At 60.5% G+C, this 23,312-nt stretch carries 20 protein-coding genes and 1 pseudogene; 18 read left to right on the forward strand and 3 right to left on the reverse strand.

Annotated elements, in window-relative coordinates; genetic code table 11:
* Window positions 1-9: 9 nt before the first annotated feature.
* The 14 genes and pseudogenes from QRN67_RS32055 (at window position 10) to QRN67_RS32115 (ending at window position 13,994) form a co-directional block, all read left to right on the forward strand.
* Entirely contained in the window at window positions 10-885 is an 876-nt protein-coding gene (locus QRN67_RS32055) for an FAD binding domain-containing protein (RefSeq protein ID WP_285415041.1), read from the forward strand.
* Window positions 886-895: 10 nt separating this feature from the next.
* Window positions 896-1,432, forward strand: a complete 537-nt coding sequence (locus QRN67_RS32060; RefSeq protein WP_503010963.1) for a (2Fe-2S)-binding protein — start codon at window positions 896-898, stop codon at window positions 1,430-1,432.
* Window positions 1,429-2,190 (forward strand): N-acyl homoserine lactonase family protein, encoded by a 762-nt coding sequence (locus QRN67_RS32065; RefSeq protein ID WP_285415042.1) that lies wholly within the window; start codon window positions 1,429-1,431, stop codon window positions 2,188-2,190. The genes QRN67_RS32060 and QRN67_RS32065 overlap by 4 nt, the downstream gene beginning before the upstream one ends.
* Window positions 2,183-4,597, forward strand: a complete 2,415-nt coding sequence (locus QRN67_RS32070) for a xanthine dehydrogenase family protein molybdopterin-binding subunit (protein WP_285415043.1) — start codon at window positions 2,183-2,185, stop codon at window positions 4,595-4,597. Before QRN67_RS32065 ends, QRN67_RS32070 begins: the two co-directional genes overlap by 8 nt.
* Window positions 4,598-4,599: 2 nt before the next feature.
* The gene (locus tag QRN67_RS32075) at window positions 4,600-5,352 is read left to right on the forward strand and encodes an SDR family NAD(P)-dependent oxidoreductase (RefSeq protein ID WP_285415044.1); all 753 of its coding nucleotides are present in this window, start codon (window positions 4,600-4,602) and stop codon (window positions 5,350-5,352) included.
* 60 nt (window positions 5,353-5,412) lie between these two features.
* Window positions 5,413-6,984, forward strand: coding sequence for a class I adenylate-forming enzyme family protein (locus QRN67_RS32080; RefSeq protein WP_285415045.1), 1,572 nt, complete (start codon window positions 5,413-5,415; stop codon window positions 6,982-6,984).
* Between the two features lie 27 nt (window positions 6,985-7,011).
* Entirely contained in the window at window positions 7,012-8,478 is a 1,467-nt protein-coding gene (gabD, locus tag QRN67_RS32085) for an NADP-dependent succinate-semialdehyde dehydrogenase (RefSeq protein ID WP_285415063.1), read from the forward strand.
* 16 nt (window positions 8,479-8,494) lie between these two features.
* Window positions 8,495-8,806, forward strand: a complete 312-nt coding sequence (locus tag QRN67_RS32090; protein WP_285415046.1) for a hypothetical protein — start codon at window positions 8,495-8,497, stop codon at window positions 8,804-8,806.
* 66 nt (window positions 8,807-8,872) lie between these two features.
* Window positions 8,873-9,103, forward strand: coding sequence for an IS66 family insertion sequence element accessory protein TnpA (gene tnpA, locus QRN67_RS33270; RefSeq protein ID WP_350226987.1), 231 nt, complete (start codon window positions 8,873-8,875; stop codon window positions 9,101-9,103).
* 172 nt (window positions 9,104-9,275) lie between these two features.
* Window positions 9,276-10,046, forward strand: a complete 771-nt coding sequence (locus QRN67_RS32095) for an ABC transporter ATP-binding protein (RefSeq protein ID WP_285415047.1) — start codon at window positions 9,276-9,278, stop codon at window positions 10,044-10,046.
* Between the two features lie 3 nt (window positions 10,047-10,049).
* Window positions 10,050-10,760: an ABC transporter ATP-binding protein gene (locus QRN67_RS32100; protein WP_285415048.1), complete on the forward strand. Its 711-nt coding sequence runs from the start codon at window positions 10,050-10,052 to the stop codon at window positions 10,758-10,760.
* 320 nt (window positions 10,761-11,080) lie between these two features.
* The gene (locus QRN67_RS32105) at window positions 11,081-11,965 is read left to right on the forward strand and encodes a branched-chain amino acid ABC transporter permease (protein WP_285415049.1); all 885 of its coding nucleotides are present in this window, start codon (window positions 11,081-11,083) and stop codon (window positions 11,963-11,965) included.
* 10 nt (window positions 11,966-11,975) lie between these two features.
* The gene (locus QRN67_RS32110) at window positions 11,976-12,959 is read left to right on the forward strand and encodes a branched-chain amino acid ABC transporter permease (protein WP_285415050.1); all 984 of its coding nucleotides are present in this window, start codon (window positions 11,976-11,978) and stop codon (window positions 12,957-12,959) included.
* A 57-nt stretch (window positions 12,960-13,016) separates the two neighbouring features.
* Window positions 13,017-13,994 (forward strand): annotated as a pseudogene (locus QRN67_RS32115) (XdhC family protein).
* A 234-nt stretch (window positions 13,995-14,228) separates the two neighbouring features.
* On the opposite strand, the gene QRN67_RS32120 reads toward QRN67_RS32115, so the two are convergent.
* Window positions 14,229-15,185, reverse strand: coding sequence for a LysR family transcriptional regulator (locus QRN67_RS32120; protein ID WP_285415051.1), 957 nt, complete (start codon window positions 15,183-15,185; stop codon window positions 14,229-14,231).
* Window positions 15,186-15,287: 102 nt separating this feature from the next.
* Here QRN67_RS32120 and QRN67_RS32125 point away from each other — a divergent pair, with 102 nt between their 5' ends.
* Genes QRN67_RS32125 through QRN67_RS32135 form a run of 3 tightly spaced genes read left to right on the forward strand, consistent with a single transcriptional unit; the run spans window position 15,288 to window position 19,526 of the window.
* Window positions 15,288-17,051, forward strand: coding sequence for an acetolactate synthase catalytic subunit (locus QRN67_RS32125; RefSeq protein WP_285415052.1), 1,764 nt, complete (start codon window positions 15,288-15,290; stop codon window positions 17,049-17,051).
* A gap of 23 nt (window positions 17,052-17,074) precedes the next feature.
* The gene (locus QRN67_RS32130; protein WP_285415053.1) at window positions 17,075-18,049 is read left to right on the forward strand and encodes a Bug family tripartite tricarboxylate transporter substrate binding protein; all 975 of its coding nucleotides are present in this window, start codon (window positions 17,075-17,077) and stop codon (window positions 18,047-18,049) included.
* Window positions 18,050-18,089: 40 nt separating this feature from the next.
* Window positions 18,090-19,526, forward strand: a complete 1,437-nt coding sequence (locus QRN67_RS32135) for an aldehyde dehydrogenase family protein (protein WP_285415054.1) — start codon at window positions 18,090-18,092, stop codon at window positions 19,524-19,526.
* A 114-nt stretch (window positions 19,527-19,640) separates the two neighbouring features.
* Here QRN67_RS32135 and QRN67_RS32140 read toward each other — a convergent pair whose 3' ends face one another.
* On the reverse strand, window positions 19,641-21,128 hold the full coding sequence (locus QRN67_RS32140) for an NAD-dependent succinate-semialdehyde dehydrogenase (RefSeq protein WP_285415064.1): 1,488 nt from the start codon (window positions 21,126-21,128) through the stop codon (window positions 19,641-19,643).
* A 68-nt stretch (window positions 21,129-21,196) separates the two neighbouring features.
* Window positions 21,197-21,907: a GntR family transcriptional regulator gene (locus QRN67_RS32145; RefSeq protein ID WP_285415055.1), complete on the reverse strand. Its 711-nt coding sequence runs from the start codon at window positions 21,905-21,907 to the stop codon at window positions 21,197-21,199.
* A gap of 216 nt (window positions 21,908-22,123) precedes the next feature.
* Here QRN67_RS32145 and QRN67_RS32150 point away from each other — a divergent pair, with 216 nt between their 5' ends.
* Complete coding sequence (locus QRN67_RS32150; RefSeq protein ID WP_350226989.1) at window positions 22,124-23,311, forward strand: alcohol dehydrogenase catalytic domain-containing protein; 1,188 nt, start codon at window positions 22,124-22,126, stop codon at window positions 23,309-23,311.
* The last annotated feature ends 1 nt before the right edge of the window (window position 23,312 follow it).

Here is a 23,312-nt window from a genome sequence, read left to right on the forward strand (position 1 = left end):
GGGAATCCGATGAAGCCTGCTCCCTTTGACTACTGCTGCCCCGATTCCGTGGAGGAGGCGGTGCAATTGCTCGCGGCCAACGTGGGCGAAGCGAAGATCATGGCCGGAGGGCAGAGCCTCGGGCCCATGCTGAACTTCCGCGTAGTACGGCCGGGCCTCGTCGTGGATGTGAGCCGGATTCTGGAACTGGATTTCGTGCGTGAGCGGAAGGACGGAGGGTTATCGGTGGGGGCGCTCACCCGTCACCGTGTACTGGAGACATCGCGGCTCGTGGCGCGCTGCTTTCCGATCATTCCCGACATCATGCAACACGTGGCGCATCTGGCCATCCGCAACCGAGGAACCATCGGAGGAAGCCTTTCCCACGCGGACCCGGCCGCCGAACTGCCCATGCTGGTACGGCTCCTGGATGCCGAAATCGTGGCGCGTTCCACACAAGGGGAAAGAACGGTCAGTGCCCACGACTTCTTCGTCGGGCCTTTGTCCACGGTTCTGGAAGACGACGAACTCGTGGTGCGCATCGAATTGCCAGGTATGCGGCACAACGGCTGGGCTTTCGAGGAGTTTGCGCGTCGGGCAGGCGATTTCGCCTTGTCGGCCTGCGGTGTTCTCGTCCGCTTGGAGGAGGACTGCGTTCGGGATGTACGTGTCGCCATGATGGGTGTGGGGGACACGCCCTTAAGGCGCAGTGAGGCGGAGGCGGCTCTCAAAGGCGAAGTTCTCTCCGACGCCGTCATCGAAAGAGCAGTGCAGGCCGCTTGTGAAGGGCTGGAGCCACGCCAGGACTTGCACGCTTCGCCAGAGTTCCGGCGTCATCTGTCGGCTGTGTTGGTGCGCCGATGTATCCGAAGGGCGCGAGAGCGGGCTCTGTCGGTTAATCACTGAGGGTATCGAGATGAGCGAAAAACAAACTGTTCTTCATCCCGTATGGATGCTCGTCAATGGAAAGGTAGAGGAGCACGAGGTGGAGCCCCGCATGCTGCTTTCTGACTTCCTGCGCGAACGACTGGGCCTGACTGGAACGCACGTAGGGTGTGAGCACGGCGTCTGTGGTGCCTGCACGATCATGGTGGACGGCGACAGCGTGCGCTCGTGTCTCATGCTCGCAGTGCGAGCGAATGGCGCAGAGATCCAGACCGTCGAGAGCATGGGCTGCGTCGAGGCCTTGAGTCCTCTGCAGGAGGCTTTCCGCGAACGTCATGGCCTTCAGTGCGGCTTCTGCACGCCGGGGATGCTGGCCACCTGCACCGATGCCCTGCAGAAGTATCCCCTCGATACCGAAGAGAAGATTCGCGACGTCCTGTCGGGAAACCTGTGCCGATGCACCGGCTACCAGGGCATCGTCGAAGCAGTCAAGGTCTGCGTGGCAGCAAGAAACGCGTTGCAAGCGGCTTCGGATGTCGGAGCGAACAAAGAGGAGATGAAGCGATGAAGATGCACTTCCTGAGCGGCGGCCGCTTGCGCATGCGCAAGAGCGTGTACCTACCCGACGCGGATCGAGCAGAGACCATCGATCTACCGGTTTCCTGCGTGCTGCTCCGTCACAGTCAGGGCAATGTTCTGTTTGACACCGGATGCCATCCGAGCACCGCGGTGGATGCAACTTCGCGATGGGGAACGATGGCCAAGGCAATGGTGCCTATCGGAGCGCCCGACGAGAACGTGGTCAGCGGCTTGGCGCAGTTGGGCCTGACGTCCGATGACGTGGACGTGGTGGTGAACTCGCATTTTCATTCAGACCACTGCGGATGCAACGAATTCTTCAAGCGTGCCACCGTGATATGCCATGCCAAGGAACTGGAAGCCGCGCAGGGCGCGGATGCGGTTCAGCGGGGCTACATTCCCGCAGATTGGTTGCATCCCATGCCCACGGAAGCGATTGAGGAGGAGCACGATGTCTTCGGAGACGGAAAGCTCGTTCTGCTGCCTTTGCCGGGGCACACGCCTGGCACCCTGGGGGCGCTCGTCGGATTGGATCGCGATGGGAGCTTCCTGCTGACGGCCGATGCCGTGGCGCTGCGCGCCAACCTGGACGAAGAGGTGATGCCCCGCAATACCTGGAACCCTGATCTGGCAAGCCACTCGTTACGGGAGATCAAGAGGATCCAGTCTTCTGGCGCCACGGTTGTCTTTGGACACGACGCCCAGCAGTGGGACTCCCTGCGCAAGGGCCCGGAAAGCTATGAGTAGGACTTCGGGCTCGGATCAGGCGGACGCAGGATTGCGGCCGGGGGTGGGCGCTAAGCACGTCGGCCAGCCCGTGCGGCGCGTGGAGGACGCACGGCTGCTGACGGGTAATGGCCGCTACGTCGATGACCTGCCTCATGCGCACGCGCTGCACCTCGCTGTGCTTCGCAGCGATCAAGCGCATGCGCGGATCTTGGCAATCAATCTGGATGCGGCGAGAGCCATGCCGGGCGTGCGCGGTGTCTATGTCTGGGCGGACATCGCGGGAATCATCAAGCCTGCATTGGCGACCTCCCGGATGGCAGGCTATCAGCCCACCCCGATCCATGCGCTGGCCAACGGCGTCGTGCATTTCGTGGGGGAGCCAGTAGTGGCCGTGTTGGCGGAAAGCCGCTACCTAGCGGAGGATGCGTGCGACGTAATCGAAGTCGAGTACGAGCAGCTACCCGTCTGCACGGATCCGGAGGCCGCTTGCGCACCGGATGCCCCCCTCCTGCACCCGAGCCTGATCAGCAATGTGCTGGTCGAGCGCACATTCAGCAGGGGCGAGGTTGATTCGGTCTTTGCGGATGCTCCACTGACCGTGTCCGGGCGCTTTCGCTTTCATCGCAAGGCGCCGATGGCGATGGAGCCGCGCACCTATATGGCGCAGTACGACGCGGGGCGCGATGCGCTGATGTTCTATACCTCCAGTCAGGTTCCGGGGATCGTGCGGGATGCGTTGGCGGAATTACTGGACATGCCGGGTAACCGCCTCACTGTTGTTGCGCCGGACGTAGGCGGAGGGTTCGGAGGAAAGACCTCCCTCTATCAGGAGGAAATGCTGGTCTGCGCGCTGGCCAGGCATGTGGGCAAGACGGTGAAGTGGACGGGCGATCGCTTGGAGGATCTGCTTTCCACGAGCCAAGCCTTTGATCAGCGCGTGGTCGCGGAGCTTGCCTTCGATGAAGAGGGGCATGTCCTTGGCTTGCGCGCGGAAGTTATCAGCGATGTGGGCGCCTATTCGATCTATCCGTGGACCGCGGGTATCGAAGCAGTGCAGGTGATCAGCTTCTTGCCTGGGCCCTATCGGCTCCCATGCTACTTCGGTCATGTCCGAGGCGTTACGACACCCAAATCGCCCACTGGACCGTACCGGGGTGTGGGCCGCCCGACATCCACCTTCGTGATGGAGCGCCTGATGGATATGGCGGCCGTCAAGCTGGGGATCGACCCTGTCGAAATGCGGCGGCGCAACCTGGTGCAGCCGCACGAGTTCCCGTACAAGACGGCAGTCGGGATCGTGTGGGATCAATCGGCATTCATCATGGGCCTCGAAGAGGCCACTCGGGAGTTCGGGTACGAGCGAGCGAGGGAGGAGCAGGCCAAGGCCCGGGCCGCCGGGCGCTGGGTGGGCATTGGAGTGGCCAGCTATGCCGAACTGTCTGGTATCGGTTCACGCATCTCGGCGTCGCCCGGCATGCCGATCAATACGGGGACAGACAGATGCGCGATCCAACTGGATTCGACGGGTTCGATTACTGCCTCTTTTGGATGCGCTTCCCATGGTCAGGGACACGAAACGACACTTGCCCAGGTCCTCGCCGATGAGCTTGGAGCGCGATTCGAAGATATTCGCGTGATCACTGGCAATAGCGCCACCGTGCCTCACGGAACTGGAAGCTATGCAAGCCGGACGGCCGTGATCAGTGGTGGTGCCGCCATCTTGGCAGCAAGGGAGTTGCGTCAGCGAATGCTAAAGGTGTCTGCGGCTCTGCTAGATGCCGCGCCGGAGGACCTCGAAATCTCAGACGGAGTTATCCATGCCCGGCTTGGGGATGCGTCTTTGACCTTCAAGGAACTCGCTCGGGCCCTCTATTCGCAAATGGGGCGACTGCCCGTCGAAGCGCGCGAAGAACTGTGCGTCATACGCATGTACGACCCAGTGACCGGAACGACGAGCTCCTCAACCCACATGGTGCAGGTCGAGATCGATCCTGAGACCTACGCAGTTCACATCCAACGGTATGTGATCGCGGAGGACTGCGGCCGCGTCATCAATCCGATGATCGTGACGGGACAGACGCGCGGGGCAGTTGCTCAGGGGATCGGTGCCGCGCTCTTGGAAGAGGTGGTCTATGACGCCGACGGGCAGTTGCTGACGGCGAGCCTTGTGGACTACCTGCTGCCCTCGGCGCCGGAGGTTCCGTCCATCGAGCTGGTTCACTTGCCAACCGTCGCGCCGAACACGTTGGGTGGCTTTCGTGGCATGGGGGAAGGCGGAACGATCGGGGCACCGGCCGCGATTGCCAACGCTGTCTCTGATGCTCTGTCTCACCTGGGCATCGGCATTGCTGAACTGCCTATCACTCCCGAGCGGATTTTCCGGCTCGTCCATTCGAATTCGTCTGCAACTTCAACAAAGGAATAAAAGTGAAACTGAGTCTACAAGGCAAGGTGGCGCTCGTCACCGGTGGCGCGCGTGATGTTGGAAGAGAGATTGCGCTAGGGCTGGCCGCCGAAGGCGCGGCCGTGGTCGTGAACTACCACGGTTCCAAGGCCGGCGCGGAGGCGGTTGTCTCCGAGATCCGTGAACACGGAGGCCGGGCGCTTGCGATTGGCTGCGATATCTCCAAGCTGGATGCCGTTCAGGCCATGGTGGCGCAGACGGTTGCTGAATTTGGCGGGCTCAACATCCTGGTGAACAACGCAGGTCTGGTGATCCGCAAGCGCTTTGCCGACACGACCCCCGAGGAGTGGCGGCGGCAGATCGATGTGTGCCTCTACGGCACGATCCACTGCACCCACGCGGCCCTCCCGCACCTGGAGGCACAGAAAGGTGCAGGCCGGATCATCACGATCGTAGGGGATTCCTCGCGCGTAGGGGAGTCCGGTCTGGCGATCGGCGCCGCGGCGCGTGCTGGGAACATCGCACTGATGAAGTCGGTGGCACGTGAAACCCGAACCGCGTTGACCGCCAACACCTTGGCATTGGGGCTGATTGAAACCGCGCATGACCCCGAGTTCATCACGGCGAACCGCGAGAAGCTGACCAAACTCTACCCGCTGCGTCGCCTGGGCAAGCCGAGCGATGTTGCGCCGCTGGCGGTGCTTCTGGCCTCTGACGAAGGCGGCTGGATCACTGGGCAGGTCATCAGCGTCAGCGGTGGTTTCAGCATGGTTTGAGGCATGCCTTAGGCAGCGCTAGGACAACAAACCAACAAACCAACAAAGGAGGGGACATCCGTGATTCAAACCGAATTGATCGCGCCACTCGGTGTACTGGTACGCCGGCATGCCGAGCAGCGGGGGGCCAAACTTGCGTTCGAGGATTGGACGGGCGCAAAGCTCACTTATGGTCAGCTCGATAGCCAAAGTGCCGCGATTGCGGGCCATCTCCAGGACCGGGGAATAGAGGCGGGAGATGCGGTGGCCATCATGCTGCCGAACTGCGTCGACTGGGCGTTGTCCTGCGTGTCCGTCGTGCGCGCTGGCGGCGTGAGCGTTCCGATCAGTCATGATGCCACCGAGGCGGAGGTTTGCTACCGTCTGGAGGACGCGCGCTGCAAGGTCGCCATTGTCTCGACCCGCAACCTTGCGATGATCGAACGGTTGCGCGAAAAATTGCCGGGGACGATCCAGGTGATCGTCGCGGGCAGCGATGACCCGACCGATCAGCTTTCCTTGGCGCTGATGGCCCAGAGTGTGCCGCGCTCGAGCCCTCGGGATCCTGAAGACATGCATGCCACGGCGTTCCTGGTCTACACCTCTGGAACTACAGGGCGCGCAAAGGGCGTCATGCTGTCGCAGCACAGCATGCTCTGGGTCGTAGCCGCCTCTTGGGCTCCCATTGCGGGGTTGAACGAGAAGGATGTGCTGCTTTCCGCGTTGCCGCTCTTTCACTCCTATGCGCTCAATCTGTGTGTGCTCGGCGTGCTGGCCGTGGGAGCGACGGAGTATTTTGTGGAGAAGTTCTCGACACAGGAAGTGACGAGGCAACTGGAGAGCGGGCGGTACACGGTTGTCCCTGGCGTACCCACAATGTTCCACTATCTGCTGGAGAACGCCCGCTCCGGTGGAAAGAGGGCTGCCGAGGGCGTCCGTTGCTTTCTTTCCGCGGGAGCCATCCTGCCGATGGTCCTCAACAAGGAATTCGAGGCGTTCTTCGGTGTTCCGCTACTAGACGGGTACGGGATCACGGAGACGTCGACGATGGTCACCCTGAACTGGCCCGATGCATCGCGGGTCCCGGGCTCTTGCGGACTGCCTATTCCCGGTCTGGCGGTGCGAATCGTTGACGCCTCGGGCGGCGACGTTCCTTTTGATGCGGAAGGGGAGTTGATCGTACGCGGGCCGAACGTGATGCAGGGTTACCTGAATAAGCCAACGGAAACGGCCGAGGCGCTCAGGGGAGGCTGGTATCACACCGGCGACCTCGCCCGTAGTGACCGGAATGGTTTTCTGACCATTACCGGGAGGTTGAAGGAACTGATCATCAGAGGCGGGCAAAACATCGCTCCCGCCGAAGTCGAGGATGCAGTTCTGTCTCATCCGGCAGTTCTCGACTGCGCAGCGCTCGGCATGGCGCACCCCCATCTGGGCGAAGTCCCTGTGGTTTGTGTTGTGCTCAGGGAAGCCCAGAGCGCCGATGGCGAATCCATCCGCCAGCACTGCGGGCAACTGCTCTCAGCCTACAAGGTCCCCCAGTCGGTCGAGTTCGTGAAGGCGATTCCACGGACCGGATCGGGAAAGATCATGCGCTTCAAGTTGCGAGAGGCCCTTGATGCTGCTGCGACTTCTTCATCTCCCACCGTCTGATATGAAACCGCGGCCTTTGGCCGAATGATGATGAACAACATTGAACTCAAAGACCCGTCTCTTTGGCGGCAGCAAGCCTTTATCGGCGGGGCCTGGATCGAGGCCGATGGCGACAACACTATTCCTGTGCGCAACCCGGCGACGGGTGAGGTGCTCGGCACGGTGCCCCGCCTGGGTACTCGGGAAACTCGGCAAGCGATCGACGCAGCTTATGCAGCAGGCATGGCCTGGCGTCAGCGTTCCGGTAAGGAGCGTGCGACCATATTGCACCGCTGGTTCACGCTGCTCATGGCGCATCAGGAAGACTTGGCTGTTCTGATGACCGCCGAGCAAGGCAAGCCGCTGGCAGAAAGCCGAGGTGAGGTCGCCTATGCCGCGTCGTTCATCGAGTGGTTCTCGGAAGAAGCAAAGCGCGTCTATGGAGACACGATCCCTGGCCATGCGCCCGACAAGCGGATTGTCGTCATCAAGCAGCCTATTGGCGTGTGCGCGGCGATCACCCCTTGGAACTTCCCCGCAGCGATGATCACCCGCAAGGCCGGTCCTGCCCTCGCGGCGGGATGCACCATGGTCATTAAGCCGGCGAGCCAGACGCCATTCACGGCATTGGCCATGTGTGTGCTGGCTGAGCAGGCCGGCATTCCAGCCGGCGTGCTCTCCTGTGTCACGGGTGATGCCGGTGCCATCGGCGGGGAGCTGAGCTCGAACCCGCTGGTTCGCAAACTCAGCTTCACAGGATCAACAGAGATCGGAAAGGTGCTGCTTGCGCAGTGTGCGGGCACCGTCAAGAAGACATCTATGGAACTTGGCGGCAATGCGCCTTTCATCGTATTCGACGATGCGGACATCGACGCCGCGGTGAAAGGCGCGATCATTTCCAAGTTCCGGAACGCAGGCCAGACCTGCGTCTGCGCGAATCGGTTGTTCGTGCAAGACGCGGTCTATGACGAGTTCGCTGCCAAGCTGACTGCAGCGACCGCCGCATTGGAGGTTGGCCCGGGCAGCAATCCGAACAGCAAGATCGGCCCCCTCATTGACGGCAAGGCGATCGCCAAGGTGCAGGAGCATGTGACGGACGCGGTCAGCAAGGGAGCGAAGGTTCTTCTGGGTGGGAAGGCTCATCACCTCGGCGCCAACTTCTTCGAGCCCACGGTGCTGGCGAACGCGACGCCAGACATGCTGATCTTCCGTGAGGAGACGTTCGGCCCGGTCGCGCCGCTCTTCCGGTTCAGCTCGGAGGCAGAGGCCATTGCTCTGGCAAACGACACCGAATTCGGTCTGGCTTCTTATTTCTATGGACGTGACATCGGCCGCATCTGGCGTGTGGCGGAGGCTCTTGAATATGGAATGGTCGGAATCAACGAAGGATTGATTTCTACCGAGGTAGCGCCGTTCGGTGGTGTCAAGCAGAGCGGACTGGGCCGGGAAGGATCCAAGTACGGAATGGATGACTATCTTGAACTCAAGTACCTGTGCATGGGCGGTATCTCATGACCGACGACGTCCCTCATTGACGATTCAATTGGAGCGCAATATGCCGACAGAAATTTCAAGAAATGCAAGCCTGGAGGCGCTGGCCAACGGGCTTCTTCAGGTCGGACTGGATACAGAGGAGATTGCCAAGCTCTGCATGTCCATTGATTTGACCAAGGTGAGCCGCAACGACGCCTTGTTGGGATTCTCGCTCTGGTTAGATGAAATGAAGGTGGCGTGTGCTCACGGGCTCGTGGATTTTTCCACCAGTGTTCTCAATACGGAAGTGGTGCCCATCGTGCGGAGCTATCTAGAAGTGGATGACCGAGCGGCGCCTGCTGAGGGCTGAAACAGGCGGTACGCCTTGGCGAGGAAGTTGGGGGAAAAACCGATGTCGAACTAGGAGGACAAGCAGATGAGAGGAGCGAAATTCACACCTGCGCAGATTGCTGCAATTCTGGATGACCGAAAGTCTGGACTGACGGTGACCGAGGTGTGTCGGCGGCACGGTGTCAGCGTCGGCACGTTCTACGGATGGCAGCAAAAGTATGCCGCTGCCTCCAGGGTAGATGCTCCAGTGTTTCGCTCAGGTGCGCTTGGGGGCAAAACGAAAAACTGGGTAATTGGGATCACGGCATCTCGATGATGTGCACCATACCGATGCGGTCCCCAGGCTCTTATGTCAACTCCTGACCAGCTATTTGCGAGATCACTGCGCTGTCCCCGGGGATTTCGCGCAGCCATTTCGGAAATGGCGCTCACTGAAACCCGTGACGCGAAATTGTCACTGCAAGCCGATTGGCGGATTTATTTACGCGATGACCGACGTTATTCTCGAAACCCGCAGCCTGACCAAAGAGTTCAAGGGCTTCACCGCTGTCAGCGATGTGAACCTGGCCGTGCGCCGTGGCTCCATTCATGCGCTGATCGGTCCTAATGGTGCAGGCAAGACCACCTGCTTCAATCTGCTGACCAAGTTTCTCAAGCCCACTTCGGGCACCATCCGGTTCAACGGGCACGACATCACGCGCGAGCAGCCCGCGCAGATCGCTCGCCGGGGCGTCATCCGTTCGTTCCAGATATCGGCCGTGTTTCCGCACCTCACCCTGCTGGAGAACGTGCGCTTGGGCCTGCAGCGCAAGCTGGGCACCTCGTTCCATTTTTGGCGCAGCGAGAGCAGCCTGCGCCAACTCGATGAACGTGCCTTGGAGCTTTTGGCCGAAGTGGGCCTGGAAGACATGGCCGAAGAGGTGACGGTCAACCTGCCCTACGGCCGCAAGCGCGCGCTGGAGATCGCCACCACGCTGGCCATGGAGCCCGAACTCATGCTGCTGGATGAACCCACCCAAGGCATGGGTCACGAGGACGTGGACCGTGTCACGCAACTCATCAAGAAGGTCTCGGCAGGCCGCACCATCCTGATGGTGGAGCACAACATGAAGGTAATCTCCACCATCGCCGACCGCATCACCGTGCTGCAGCGCGGCGCTGTGTTGGCCGAAGGCCTCTATGAGGAAGTATCGAACAACCCGCAAGTAGTGGAGGCCTACATGGGCACGACCGACGGTCAACTGCAGGGAGCGCACTGAAACATGGCTGCCCCAGCACTGGAAATAAAGAACCTCGAGGCCTGGTACGGTGAATCGCACGTGCTGCACGGCGTGGACATCATCGTGCAGCCCGGCGAAGTGGTCACGCTGCTGGGCCGCAATGGCGCGGGCCGCACCTCCACAATGCGCGCCATCATGGGCCTGACCGGTGCGCGCAAGGGTTCCATCAAGGTCAACGGTACCGAGACGGTGAACCTGCCCACGCACCGCATCGCGCACCTGGGCGTGGGCTACTGCCCCGAGGAGCGAGGCATCTTCTCGAGCCTGTCGTGTGAGGAGAACCTGCTGCTGCCACCCGTGCTCAATACCGGCACGCCCGGCATGCCGATCGACGAAATCTACGCCATGTTCCCCAACTTGGCCGAGCGAAGGAACAGCCAGGGCACGCGCCTGTCGGGGGGCGAGCAGCAGATGCTGGCCGTCGCGCGCATCCTGCGCACGGGCGCCAAGCTGCTACTGCTTGACGAAATCTCCGAAGGCCTGGCCCCGGTCATCGTGCAGGTGCTGGCGCGAATGATCACGATGCTGCGCGAGAAAGGCTACACGGTTGTCATGGTGGAGCAAAACTTCCGCTTCGCCGCGCCGCTGGCCGATCGCTTCTACGTGATGGAGCATGGGCGCATCGTGGAGAAGTTCGGTGCTGCCGAGCTTGACGCGAAGATGCCCGTGCTCACCGAACTGTTGGGTGTTTGAGCGAACAGATTTCTTCGTTCAAACACTTCCTATTCGATAAGGAGACAACGATGCGATACGAATTCAAGATCCCGGCACTGGGCCGCAGGCGTCGACAAGACTACGGAAAGAAGCATGAAGGGCCGCCCCTAGATTTCTACGTCAACGCAGTGGCCCGTTCTGGAAGCTGCGTGCACGACATGTACCTGGTCCAGGTTAGGTCGTCCGGTGCCTGCCCGGCCACCAGGCGTTCACCACCACGGGTGATAACAATCACCACTCTCGAAGTGATGGCGCCGCCGTTCTGACCAGATCCCTCCCCCTTCGCATCTTTCAAAAAAATGGAAATCTTCGGTATCTCATTGCCGGGCCTGTTGAGCCAGCTCCTTCTGGGGCTGGTCAACGGCTCGTTCTACGCCATCCTGAGCCTCGGGCTGGCGGTGATCTTCGGTTTGCTCAACGTCATCAACTTCGCGCACGGCGCGCTGTTCATGCTCGGAGCCGTCCTCACCTGGATGGCCATGGAGTATTTCGGCATCAACTACTGGGTGATGCTGATCGCGGCACCCATCGTCATCGGCCTTTTCGGCGTGGTGATCGAGCGGCTGCTGCTGCGCTGGATCTACAAGCTGGACCACCTCTACGGCCTCCTGCTGACGCTGGGCCTCACGCTGCTGATCGAAGGCGTGTTCCGCTCGGTCTACGGCGTCTCGGGCCTGCCCTACGACGCACCTGATGCGCTCTCCAGCGCCACCGACCTCGGCTTCATGGTGCTGCCCAACTACCGCGCCTGGGTGGTCGTTGCCTCGCTGGTGATCTGCTTTGCCACCTGGTACGTGATCGAGAAGACGCGACTGGGTGCCTACCTGCGCGCCGGCACCGAGAACCCACGCCTGGTGGAGGCCTTCGGCGTCAACGTGCCGCTGATGATCACGCTGACCTACGCCTTCGGCTGCGCGCTCGCGGCCTTCGCGGGCGTGCTGGCCGCGCCGGTGATGCAGGTGTCGCCGCTGATGGGGCAGAACCTCATCATCGTGGTGTTCGCGGTGGTCGTGATCGGCGGCATGGGGTCGATCATGGGTGCCATCCTCACGGGCCTGGGCCTCGGCGTGATCGAAGGGCTCACCAAGGTTTTCTATCCAGAAGCATCGTCTACGGTTGTGTTCGTGATCATGGTCATCGTGCTGCTCATCCGCCCCGCCGGCCTGTTCGGCAAAGAGAAATAAGGCGGACGGCATGAACATGAAAAAGATATCCACCGTCGTCTACGCGCTGCTGCTGGTCGCGCTCATCGCAGCGCCGTTCTTCGGCGCCTACCCGGTGTTCGTGATGAAGCTCATGTGCTTCGCGCTGTTCGCCGCGGCCTTCAACCTGCTCCTGGGCTTCACGGGTCTGCTGTCCTTCGGGCACGCGGCCTTCCTGGGCGGCTCCGCGTATGTGGCGGGCCATGCCATCAAGGTCTGGGGGCTCACCCCGGAACTCGGCCTTATCGCCGGCACTTTGAGCGGCGCCTTCCTCGGCTGGATCTTCGGCATCCTGGCCATTCGCCGACAGGGCATCTACTTCGCGATGATCACGCTGGCGCTCGCGCAGATGATGTTCTTCGTCGCGCTGCAGGCCAAGTTCACCGGCGGCGAGGACGGCCTGCAGGGCGTGCCGCGCGGCAAGCTCTTCGGCGTGATCGACCTGTCGAACGACCTCACGATGTACTACGTCGCGCTGGTCGTGGTGGTACTGGCCTTCCTCTTGATCGTGCGCACCATCCACTCGCCGTTCGGGCAGGTGCTCAAGGGCATCAAGGAGAACGAACCGCGCGCGCTCTCGCTGGGTTACGACGTGAGCCGCTTCAAGCTGCTGGCCTTCGTGATCTCGGCCGCGCTCTCGGGCCTGGCCGGCTCGCTCAAGACGCTGGTGCTGGGCTTCGCCACGCTGTCGGACGTGCACTGGACCGCCTCGGGCCAGGTCATCCTGATGACGCTGGTGGGTGGCCTCGGCACGCTCTCGGGTCCGATCGTGGGTTCGGCGGTGGTGGTGCTGCTGGAAAACAAGATCGGCGAACTCGGCAACTTCCTCGCACGCATCACGACGGTGGATTGGTTCAACACGCTGGGCGAGTCGGTGACTATGGTCACGGGCCTGATCTTCGTGATCTGCGTGCTGGCCTTCCGCCGCGGCATCATGGGCGAGATCATGTCACTCTTCCTGCGCAGTAAGAAATGAACCCTTGCGCTTGAGGGGCTGAGCATGGAGAACCTCGACGTCATGATGCTGCGCTAACTGCGCTATTGGCGATTGGAAGAACGTCGAGTTGTGCTCGCGACAGTAGTGCGCACTTGGGGCTCTTCGCTGCAGCCCATCGGCTCAATCATGGCGCTTGCAGAAGACGGTACGGTGGTTGGTTCCGTCTCGGGGGGGGCTGCATCGAGGACGACCTCATTGCGCGTTACAGCCGCGTGGGCCGAGTCGAGATGCCGCGCGGCGCCCCGATTCTCGTGAAGTGTGGCGTCACCACCGACGAGGAGCATCGTTTCGGTCTGCCTTGCGGCGGCACGATTGAACTGCTACTGGAGTTTGAGACCGACGCCGAATTGCTGACAGAACTGCTCGCTGCTCTGGAGGCCGGCTGCTAAATGGAGCGGGTCGTGCGTTTGGTTGACGGTGTCGTGACGCTCGCGCCGACGGATGCTCCAGCCGAGCTGGTGATCGATGGAAAGACGCAGATCAACACTTTCGGTCCCGAATACAGCATGTTGCCTATCGGCGCAGGCCAACTGACTGAGTACGTCGCGACGATGGCTCATTTCTGCGGCTTCTCCACCACGGTGTGCGACCCTCGCGAGGGGTACCAGTGGTCACTGGCAGGTACCGGGCGTGAGCATCTCTACCGAGATGCTCGACGACATGATGCGCACTTTTCGCCCCGACGCGCACTTGTATCGTGGCGCTCACGCACGATCCCAAACTGGATGACTTGGCGTTGCTGGCGGCTTTGGATACGCCGGCCTTCTATGTCGGCGCCATCGGTTCTCACCGCAATGCACAAGCCCGGCGCCAGCGCATGATGGAGCATTGCGAACAGACCGAGGAGTCGCTCGCCCGGCTGCGCGGACCGATTGACATCTACATCGGCAGCAAGACGTCGCCGGAGATCGCGGTGAGTGTCATGGCGGAGATGTTGCAGTCAAGAATGGCGTCATTCTCCCAATCGCTGCTCAAGTGGGCCGGCGAAAATCATTTGAGACGCGGCTCCTGTGAGCCGGCAAGGTGGGGCTTGTGTGCGCTTCTGACCGTTGGAGTGCATTGGCTCAGCGGCGACAGCCCCGCTGTGGAAGCCGTCGCGCGCCTTCGACGACGGCCAGAAGGTCTACATCCAGTTAACGTGCCAGCCGAGAAAGTGTTCAGTCGCTCCAACGAGTCGGGGGTGAGAAGGAATAGCACCGATCAAGTTCGGTGCGCTTTAACTATCCACGACCTATGCTGCATTTTTGGTCAGACTTTTCTTGTTCGACCAGCATTTCGAACGTCAAGGTTCGACTTCGGCTCGACTGTGGAACCAACCGTTTCAATGCACCTGCGTAGCCACATACTTGCCGGATCGTTCTGGAAGCGCTCGTGCCAATGCTGGCGCACGACAAAGTCTGGAATGTGGATGGGTGGATCCATGAGCTGCAATTGAGCGCTTTCGCTGAAGGCTATGCCGAGTCGCTTCGGAATCGTCACGATCAGGTCGGTCGTTGAAATGATGTAGGGGACCGACACGAGGTGGCTGACGATATTCGCTCCGGAGATCGAGATTCCGTGTCTCGAGTACGCGCGCTCGACGGTCAAGTTGCCGGAGCCTTGCGGGCGCACAAGGACGTGCGTCATCGACCTGAAGGCCGCGAGTGTCAATGGCCTCGAAGCGCAGGGATGGTTCTTTCGGACGGCACATACGTACCTGTCGTCGAACAATCGCTGCTGCCTGATTCCTTGGCCAATGCCGGGCAGAAACCCAATGGCGACATCAATCTCCCCATCGGCCATCTGGTCCTGCAGTTCATCTAGTGTCACCCGGACTGAGCGAATCCGAACCTTGGGCGCAATCTCTTGTAAGTGACGTAGAAATCGAGGCAGGAAAAGGATCTCGCCCATATCGGTCAGGCGAAGGTTGAATGCTCTCTCGGTCTTGGCTGCATCGAAATCCGTCGGGGGCGTAAGCGAATCGCGAATCAGCGACAAGGACGCGCGAACGTTGCCGATCAACTCCGAAGCCAGCGGTGTCGGCATCATCCCTTTTGCCCCCGGAACAAAAAGCTTGTCGGAAAAGGCGACTCTCAGTCGATTCAGCGAGTTGCTTGTGGCGGACTGCGTGAGGCAGAGCCTGGCGGCGGCCTTAGTGACGCTCCGCTCGTCAAAGATCGCCTCGAACGTCGTCAGCAGGTTGAGGTCGAATGTATTGAGGTCCATCTTCCGCTTAAGGAATCACTCATATCAATACCGTGAGTTTACCGTATCAATTTGCCAAATTCAGGTTGCGATCCGATGATCAAAGGCATTCAAGGAGACAACATGACCACAGCGAATCTCATCACGACCGATTCCACAGAACCTCATCCGCAGCCAGATGCGTCGCAAACTGTCGCCGGCGCCCTTGCTGTCGCACTGAAGCGGCACGGGGTGGAAGTCGTCTTTGGCCAAAGCATTCCATCGGCTCTCTTCATGGAACTCCCGTCCCAGCAGATAAGGCAAATCGGTTATCGAACCGAAAACGCGGGAGGCACCATGGCCGACGCCTATGCGCGGATCACGGGCAAGACTGGCGTTGTCACCGCCCAAAACGGACCCGCTGCCACGTTGCTAGTTCCGCCTTTGGCTGAGGCCATGAAAGCGTCTGTACCGATCTTGGCCATCGTGCAGGATGTGCCAAGTGGCAGCGTTGACAAGAACGCGTTTCAAGAATACGACCACATCACGTTGTTTCAAAGCTGCACCAAGTTCGCCAGGCGCGTGGACAAAGCGGAACGGATCGATGACTACGTCGACATGGCTTTCACTGCGGCGAACTCGGGGCGTCCAGGCCCTGTGGCATTGATGTTTCCGATGGACTTCTTGCGCCAGCCGTACGAACGCAAAGTCACGCGGTCCAAGAATCTCGGTGCCTTTCCACTGGACAGGTACGCTCCAGCGCCCGAGCTGATCGTTGACGCAGCAAAGGCCATCGCCGCTGCGGCGAGGCCGATCATCATCGCTGGTGGAGGCGTACACCTGTCCGGCGCTACTGAGGCGCTGCTCGAGTTCGCAGAGGTTTCTGGAATTCCGGTCGCGACCACCAACATGGGAAAGGGCACTTTCCCCGAGGTCCATCCGCAAGCACTCGGGGTTTTCAGCAACTGCATGGGCGTAGGAACGCGGGGCCATTTTCTGAAGTCCTACATCCAGGATGCCGATTTGGTCATCCTGGTGGGAACAAGAACGAACGAGAACGGAACGGATGCGTGGCGACTCTATCCACGCAACGCCACTTTCATCCATATCGACATCGATCCGTCCGAGATCGGGAGAAATTATGAATCCGTCCGGCTCACTGCGGACGCGAGATCTGCACTTCAGGCATTGACTGAAGCCCTCGCCAAGTCAGCGCCGCGAGCGATCGCTGCGCTAACGGCATCCACTACCCAAGCGAGGGATGGCATGCAGCTGCATCTCAAGCAGATTGCCCAAGGAAGCCCGGGCGCAGTGCGGCCGGAATATCTGATGCAGGTACTGCAAAAGCATTTGAGGCCTGACGATATTGTCTGCACAGACGCGAGTTACGCCACGAGTTGGGTGACGACGTATCTAACGGCGAATGAAGGCGGTCAGCGGTTTCTGACGCCTCGCGGACTTGCTGGGCTGGGTTGGGGGCTTCCATTGGCGCTTGGCTCTAAGGTTGCCCACCCAGGTCAGCGGGTGATAGCGGTCGTGGGTGACGGTGGCTTCGGGCACTGCTGGCAGGAACTTGAGACTGCGGTTCGCATGCAGCTTCCAGTGACGGTCATCGTTCTCAACAATGGGATCCTGGGTTTCCAGTACCACGCCGAGAACGTTCACTACGGCCGGCACACCTCGGCCACACGATTCGCTGGTGTGGATCACGCTGCTATCGCCAGGGCATGCGGCTGCAACGGGGTTGTTGTAGAGGGTCCGGAGCAATTTGAGCCGGCATTGGTCGCGGCGCTGGCGTCGAACGTGTGCTCTGTCCTGGAAATCAAGACGGACGAGAACGCTTATCCGCCGTTGAGCCTGTTCAGCGGCCAGCCTGCTGACAGGGTAACCACCCTGGACTCGATCTGAAAGTTCACAGGGAGCTCTCAAAAATGATCAATAGACGCATATTCTCCAGCGCTGCATTCAGCGCAGTGCTACCGGTCAGCGCGCAAACCGTACGCCCGAATGGCTTCCCCACTCGTCCGATCAAGTTGGTAGTCCCTTTCCCGGCGGGCGGGACAACTGATGCCTTGGCTCGTATTGTCGCAACCCGCCTCAGCGAACGCGTCGGTCAACCGGTAATCGTCGAAAATAAGGCGGGAGCCGGCGGACTGATCGGAAACGATTTCGTCGCGAAATCGCCTCCCGACGGATACACGCTGCTCCTCGCAATCACAAGCTTGATTCAGGCTCCTGCACTTTATCCCTCACTTCCTTATGAAGTGCCACAGAGCTTTGCGGCCATATCCCAGATATCGGCCGTCTCCGACTTCCTCGTTGTTGGCAATCGCATCAAGGCCACGAGTCTTGGAGAGTATCTGAAGCAGGTAAAGGAGGAGCCAAGCAAACACAATTTCGGTTCGTATGGCAACGCCACCTCGTCGCATATTCATGGAGAGATGCTGAATCAGCAGGCGAAGACCGATCTGGTTCACACCCCCTACAAAGGCGCCCCCGCGTTGATCACGGACATCATCGGAGGCCAGATCGAAGGCGGTTTTGTTGACGTGGCTTCTTTGCTCCCGTATCTGCGCGCCGGGAAGGTGAAGGTTCTTGCCGTGACAGGCGCTGAGCGTGTGAAACAGGCGCCCGACGTTCCGACATTCACGGAGCTGGGTTTCAAGTATTTTGAACCTTACGGCTTTTTCGGTGTATTAGCGCCCGCGCGAACATCTGGAGCCTTGATCGAGTTCCTTGGTAACAACCTCTCGCAGATCGTCGCTCAGGCTGACGTCACGGCTAAGTTGGAAGGCATGGGGCTGAAACCAGTTGGGAGCCTGCCCGCCGCGTTCGAAAGCGTTATCAGGACAGACCTTCCCGTTTGGTCGAAGGTGATCAAGGACGCACGAATCACGGTCGACTGACCTTGCGGCTGACCGATTCGCTCCTTAACAAGATCAAAGCATGCAAGAACACGACAACCTCATCAATGGCGAATGGCTGGCTGGCAAGAGCTACAGCCCCAACGTCAACCCCAGCAACCTGGCCGACGTGCTGGGCCAGTACACGCAGGGCGATGCGGCGCATGTCGATGCCGCCGTGGCAGCCGCCACCGCCGCCTTCCCCGCATGGGCCACGGGCAGCATCCAGGCACGCTCGGACGCGCTCGACAAGATCGGCACCGAAATCCTGGCGCGCAAGGAAGAGCTCGGCACGCTGCTCGCACGCGAAGAGGGCAAGACCAAGGCCGAAGGCATCGGCGAGGCCACGCGCGCGGGCCAGATCTTCAAGTTCTTCGCGGGCGAGTGCCTGCGTCTTTCGGGCGAGTTGCTCCCCTCGGTGCGCCCGAACATCGGCGTGGAAATCACGCGCGAGCCGGTCGGCGTGGTCGGCCTCATCACGCCGTGGAACTTTCCCATCGCCATTCCCGCCTGGAAGATCGCGCCCGCGCTCGCCTTCGGCAACTGCGTGGTGCTCAAGCCCGCGGACCTCGTGCCGGGCAGCGCCTGGGCGCTGAGTGAAATCATCAGCCGCTCGGGCATTCCGGCGGGCGTGTTCAACCTCGTGATGGGCCGCGGCAGCGTGATCGGCGAGGCGCTGGTCAGCCACCCCGGCATCCACGCGATCAGCTTCACCGGCTCGGTGGGCGTGGGCCGCAACATCGCGATCCAGTGCGTTACCAACCACAAGAAGGTGCAGCTCGAAATGGGCGGCAAGAACCCGCAAATCGTCCTCGACGACGCCGACCTCGCGCAGGCCGTGGAGCTCAGCGTGCAGAGCGCGTTCTATTCGACCGGCCAGCGCTGCACCGCATCGAGCCGCCTCATCGTGACCGAAGGCATCTACCCGAAGTTCATCGAGGCGATGAAGGTGCGCATGGCCAAGATCAAGGTCGGCGACGCACTCGCGCAGGGCACCGACGTGGGCCCGGTCTCGTCGAAGTCGCAGCTCAACCAGGACATGGAATACATCGCCATCGGCAAGGGCGAAGGCGCCACGCTGGCAGCCGGCGGCGAACTCTTGAAGCTGGAGACCGACGGTTACTACATGTCGCCCGCGCTCTTCAGCGAATCGGCGGCCGGCATGCGCATCAACAAGGAAGAAATCTTCGGTCCGGTCGCGAGCGTGATCCGCGTGAAGAACTACGAAGAAGCGCTGGTCACGGCCAACGACACCGAGTTCGGCCTCTCCGCCGGCATCGCGACGACTTCGCTCAAGTACGCGACGCACTTCAAGCGCCACAGCCAGGCTGGCATGGTGATGGTCAACCTGCCGACGGCTGGTGTGGACTATCACGTGCCGTTCGGCGGCCGCAAGGGTTCGAGCTACGGCCCGCGCGAGCAGGGCAAGTACGCGCAGGAGTTCTTCACCACGGTAAAGACTGCCTATACGTTAGCTTGATGCGCCAAAGGCTGCGATCGCAACTCTAGGCTGTCCATCCGGTGTGTCTACAACCCCGCTCGCCTGCCTCGGCGAGCGCATGCACGCACGCACGCACGCACGCACGTACCAGCGTTAACGCTGGCTACTCTCTTCCAAGCCAGCGAGACAGACATACTTGATCTCGAGATAGTCATCAAGACCATATTTCGAGCCCTCGCGGCCAAGGCCAGACTGCTTAATGCCGCCAAATGGTGCCTCGGCTGTGGATACCAGGCCGGTGTTCACGCCGACGATGCCGCATTCGAGTCCTTCAGCAACGCGAATGGCACGACCCAAATCGCGACTGTAGAAATACGCAGCTAGGCCGAACTCAGTATCGTTCGCGAGCGCAAGGACCTCGTCTTCAGTGTCAAACGAGAAGACCGGCGCCAACGGCCCAAAGCTTTCCTCGTGCGCCACCAGCATGTGGGACGTCGCATTGCCGATGACCGTTGGTTCAAAGAAGTTGCCGCCTAGCGAGTGGCGCTTGCCGCCGGCGAGCAGGGTGGCTCCCTTGACGAGCGCGTCGGCGACATGCTCCTCGATCTTGGATACAGCCTTGGCATCGATGAGCGGACCCTGCGTGGTTCCGGGGTCCATGCCGTCGCCGACCTTTAACGCATTGACCTTTTCGACGAGTTTTTTAGTGAATTCCGAGAGCACTCCACGTTGAACGTAAATGCGATTCGCGCACACGCAGGTCTGTCCGGTGTTTCGATATTTGGAGAGCATTGCACCGTCGACGGCGGCGTCGATGTTCGCGTCGTCGAAGACAATAAAAGGAGCATTTCCACCAAGCTCTAGCGAAAGCTTCTTGATGGTGTCAGCCGACTGCTTCATCAAAGTGCGGCCAACCTCGGTCGAGCCAGTGAACGTCAGCTTCCTCACAAGAGGATTGCGCGTCATCTCCCCGCCGATCTTCGACGCGGATCCGGTGAGTACGGACAAGAGACCCTTCGGCACTCCCGCGCGATCGGCCAATTCTGCGAAGGCGAGTGCAGAGAAAGGCGTTTGCGTTGCCGGCTTGACGACCATCGAGCAGCCCGCTGCCAGTGCGGGACCGGCCTTGCGGGTAAGCATTGCTGTCGGAAAGTTCCATGGGGTGATAGCTGCGGTCACTCCAATCGGCTGCTTGATCGCGAGAATTCGGCGATCGGCCTGCGAGGCGGGGATGGTTTCGCCATACACACGGCGGGCCTCCTCGGCGAACCATTCAATGAATGAGGCCGCGTAGACAATCTCGCCCTTGCTTTCGGCGAGTGGCTTGCCTTGTTCGGTGGTCATGATCAGCGCAAGGTCATCGACATTGGCGAGCATGAGGTCGTTGAGCTTGCGAAGGATCGATGATCGAGCCTTCGCTGGTTGGCGCGCCCATTCCCGCTGAGCGGTTGCGGCGGCAGCAATGGCGCGTGCGGTCTCTTCGGTTCCGCACATCGGTACTGTTCCGACCTGGTATCCGTTGGCAGGGTTGAGCACCGCAACGGTCTCGCGGCTGTCGGCATCACACCAATCGCCGGCGATGAAGGCCTGCTGGCGAAGAAGACGGTGATCTTTGAGTTCAATATTCAAACGCGCAGGCATGAGATCTGTTTCTCCTAAGGTAGGTTTTTTTTGGCGACCGAGGTAGTCGCGGCTGTCAAGCGGTGCCTTCAAGAATGAAGGTTGTCGATGAACAGCAGAACGTGGGTTTCGATCACGCGACGGACGGCGGGTCCGTCACGCCAGGTCAACACCTCGGCAATCCTGCGATGCTCCTCCACGGCTTCCCAGAATCTCTCGCCGAAAGGCTTGGTACCGATCGCCGCTGCAATGTAGAAGTCCGCCCGGTCGCTCATGCTGGCTGCGAACGTTGACACCATTTCCGAGTGGGCGAAGGAGTAGAGAAGGTGATGAAAGTCGCGGTTGTGAAGCCTGAAGGCATGTGCGTGCTCCTCAAGAAGCAGACCGTCTCTCATCTGATCTGAAAACTGTTTGACTTTCAGTTGCAGCAGTTCGAGCTCCGCATCTGTCGCCCGCTCTGCGGCGAGTTCGGCGCATGTGCCTTCGATTGAGGCAAGCATCCTTAGAAAGTCAGCAATCTCGCGTTTGTCCGGCTGTACCACGAGGCACCCCACCTGCGGGACAACGGAGAGGAAGCCCTCCGACGACAAGCGTCGCATCGCGTCCATGACGGGTTGACGACTCGCGCCAATGGCGTCGGCAACGGAGTCCAGGGCGATTCGTTGCCCAGGGGCATAGCGCCCCTCAAGCAACCCTTCCTTGAGGAAGTCGTAGGCGGCTTCGGTCAGGCGGCCGCGCGTGTTGATCTCTCGGCCCGAAGGCGCGCTTGTCGGAACTTCAACAGGCTCTTGCGTCGTCATTTAGGTGTTCTCTCTTGGGTTTGGCTGCCGGGTCTGATCTTGGGGGCGCTGCCCACCGAAAGCCGCGAACCACAGCCTAGCGCTGTCTGGATTATGCCAACTAACATGTAAGTGACGGAGAAAAAGACTAGCTAGATCCTGTGGGTTTCCTAAATTATCGGGTAAACACTGATGCCTCCTCGGCGTGCTGAAGCCAAACTAACATTTTAGATAGACGTGTCCGCCACCTGCGGCTTTATCGAGTTCGGTGGTCACAACGCCGAACCTTTTCCAACGATTCCAGGAGACAACATGGCAAGAAAGATGCGCGCAGCCCGCCTTCACGAGGTCGGAGGCACTTTCAAGATTGATGACGTTGACATCCCACAGGTGCGGCCCACGGATGTGCTCGTCGAAGTAAAGGCCGCCGGCGTAGTCCCGAACTTGCGAAATGTGGTGACGCACTGGCCCGAATGGTTTCCCTTCCTGCCGCTGCCGAAGCTGCCTGCCATCTACGGCCTTGACGCCGCAGGTATCGTTTCCGAGGTTGGAAGCCAGGTGCGATCGGGGATCAAGGTCGGCGATCGGGTTTATGTGAATCCCGGTCTTTCATGTGGAACCTGCGTTGCCTGCCGACGGGGCGACCGCATCCATTGTTCCGACTACACGTTCATGGGCTACTTCGGGTTTGGTCCCGGAGCTCAAGAGCTCTATGAGGACTACCCCTATGGGGGATTTGGACAATTCCTGATGGCGCCCGCCGCGAATCTGGTCAAGCTGCCCGAGTCCATCACCTTTGAGCAGGCGGCAAGATTCGGCTATTTGGGAACAGCCTACTCGGCGCTGCGCAAGGCGCAGTTTTCGCCTGGCCAGACAGTGCTTATCGATGGGGCGACCGGAACCCTCGGCCTCGGCGCCGTCATCCTTGCCTTGGCTATGGGTGCTTCAAAGGTCTTCGCCACAGGTCGCAACAAGGAGCTTCTCCAAAAGCTGCACGCGTTGGATTCGAAGCGCATCGTCCCGATCGCACTTGGCACACGTGCAACGTCGGAAGTGGTCATGGACGGAACTTCCGGCCACGGCGTCGACGTTTTGATCGAGACACTGGGCCCGAACGCACCGGTCGAGACAGTTGTCGACTCCTTCAATGCGCTGAGACGCGGTGGAAAGGCAGTCAATGTGAGTGGGGTCTCCGACAAGATTCCCCTGGACCCGTTTCCGCTGATGTGCCTACAAAAATCGCTGATCGGGTCGAATTGGTTCACCCCCGCCGAAGGTGAAGACATGGCCGCGATGGCGGACGCAGGCACTTTGAATCTTGCCGTCTTCGAACACGAGGTGTTCACACTCGAACAGGTAAACGAGGCTATTACCGCCGTGGAGCAGCGCGGCGGTGGATTTACCAATGTCGTCATCGTGCACTGAG

Origin of the sequence: Variovorax sp. efr-133-TYG-130, from assembly GCF_030208835.1 — a bacterium.
GTDB lineage: Bacteria > Pseudomonadota > Gammaproteobacteria > Burkholderiales > Burkholderiaceae_C > Variovorax.

Excerpts from the sequence above, each read along its gene's own strand:
- QRN67_RS32060 (WP_503010963.1), top strand. The coding sequence starts at position 896 with ATGAGCGAAAAACAAACTGTTCTTCATCCCGTATGGATGCTCGTCAAT.
- QRN67_RS32110 (WP_285415050.1), top strand. The coding sequence starts at position 11,976 with ATGAACATGAAAAAGATATCCACCGTCGTCTACGCGCTGCTGCTGGTC.
- QRN67_RS32055 (WP_285415041.1), top strand. The coding sequence starts at position 10 with ATGAAGCCTGCTCCCTTTGACTACTGCTGCCCCGATTCCGTGGAGGAG.
- QRN67_RS32130 (WP_285415053.1), top strand. The coding sequence starts at position 17,075 with ATGATCAATAGACGCATATTCTCCAGCGCTGCATTCAGCGCAGTGCTA.
- QRN67_RS32095 (WP_285415047.1), top strand. The coding sequence starts at position 9,276 with ATGACCGACGTTATTCTCGAAACCCGCAGCCTGACCAAAGAGTTCAAG.
- QRN67_RS32070 (WP_285415043.1), top strand. The coding sequence starts at position 2,183 with ATGAGTAGGACTTCGGGCTCGGATCAGGCGGACGCAGGATTGCGGCCG.
- tnpA (WP_350226987.1), top strand. The coding sequence starts at position 8,873 with ATGAGAGGAGCGAAATTCACACCTGCGCAGATTGCTGCAATTCTGGAT.
- QRN67_RS32105 (WP_285415049.1), top strand. The coding sequence starts at position 11,081 with ATGGAAATCTTCGGTATCTCATTGCCGGGCCTGTTGAGCCAGCTCCTT.
- QRN67_RS32135 (WP_285415054.1), top strand. The coding sequence starts at position 18,090 with ATGCAAGAACACGACAACCTCATCAATGGCGAATGGCTGGCTGGCAAG.
- gabD (WP_285415063.1), top strand. The coding sequence starts at position 7,012 with ATGATGAACAACATTGAACTCAAAGACCCGTCTCTTTGGCGGCAGCAA.
- QRN67_RS32140 (WP_285415064.1), bottom strand. The coding sequence starts at position 21,128 with ATGCCTGCGCGTTTGAATATTGAACTCAAAGATCACCGTCTTCTTCGC.
- QRN67_RS32125 (WP_285415052.1), top strand. The coding sequence starts at position 15,288 with ATGACCACAGCGAATCTCATCACGACCGATTCCACAGAACCTCATCCG.
- QRN67_RS32065 (WP_285415042.1), top strand. The coding sequence starts at position 1,429 with ATGAAGATGCACTTCCTGAGCGGCGGCCGCTTGCGCATGCGCAAGAGC.
- QRN67_RS32100 (WP_285415048.1), top strand. The coding sequence starts at position 10,050 with ATGGCTGCCCCAGCACTGGAAATAAAGAACCTCGAGGCCTGGTACGGT.
- QRN67_RS32120 (WP_285415051.1), bottom strand. The coding sequence starts at position 15,185 with ATGGACCTCAATACATTCGACCTCAACCTGCTGACGACGTTCGAGGCG.
- QRN67_RS32145 (WP_285415055.1), bottom strand. The coding sequence starts at position 21,907 with ATGACGACGCAAGAGCCTGTTGAAGTTCCGACAAGCGCGCCTTCGGGC.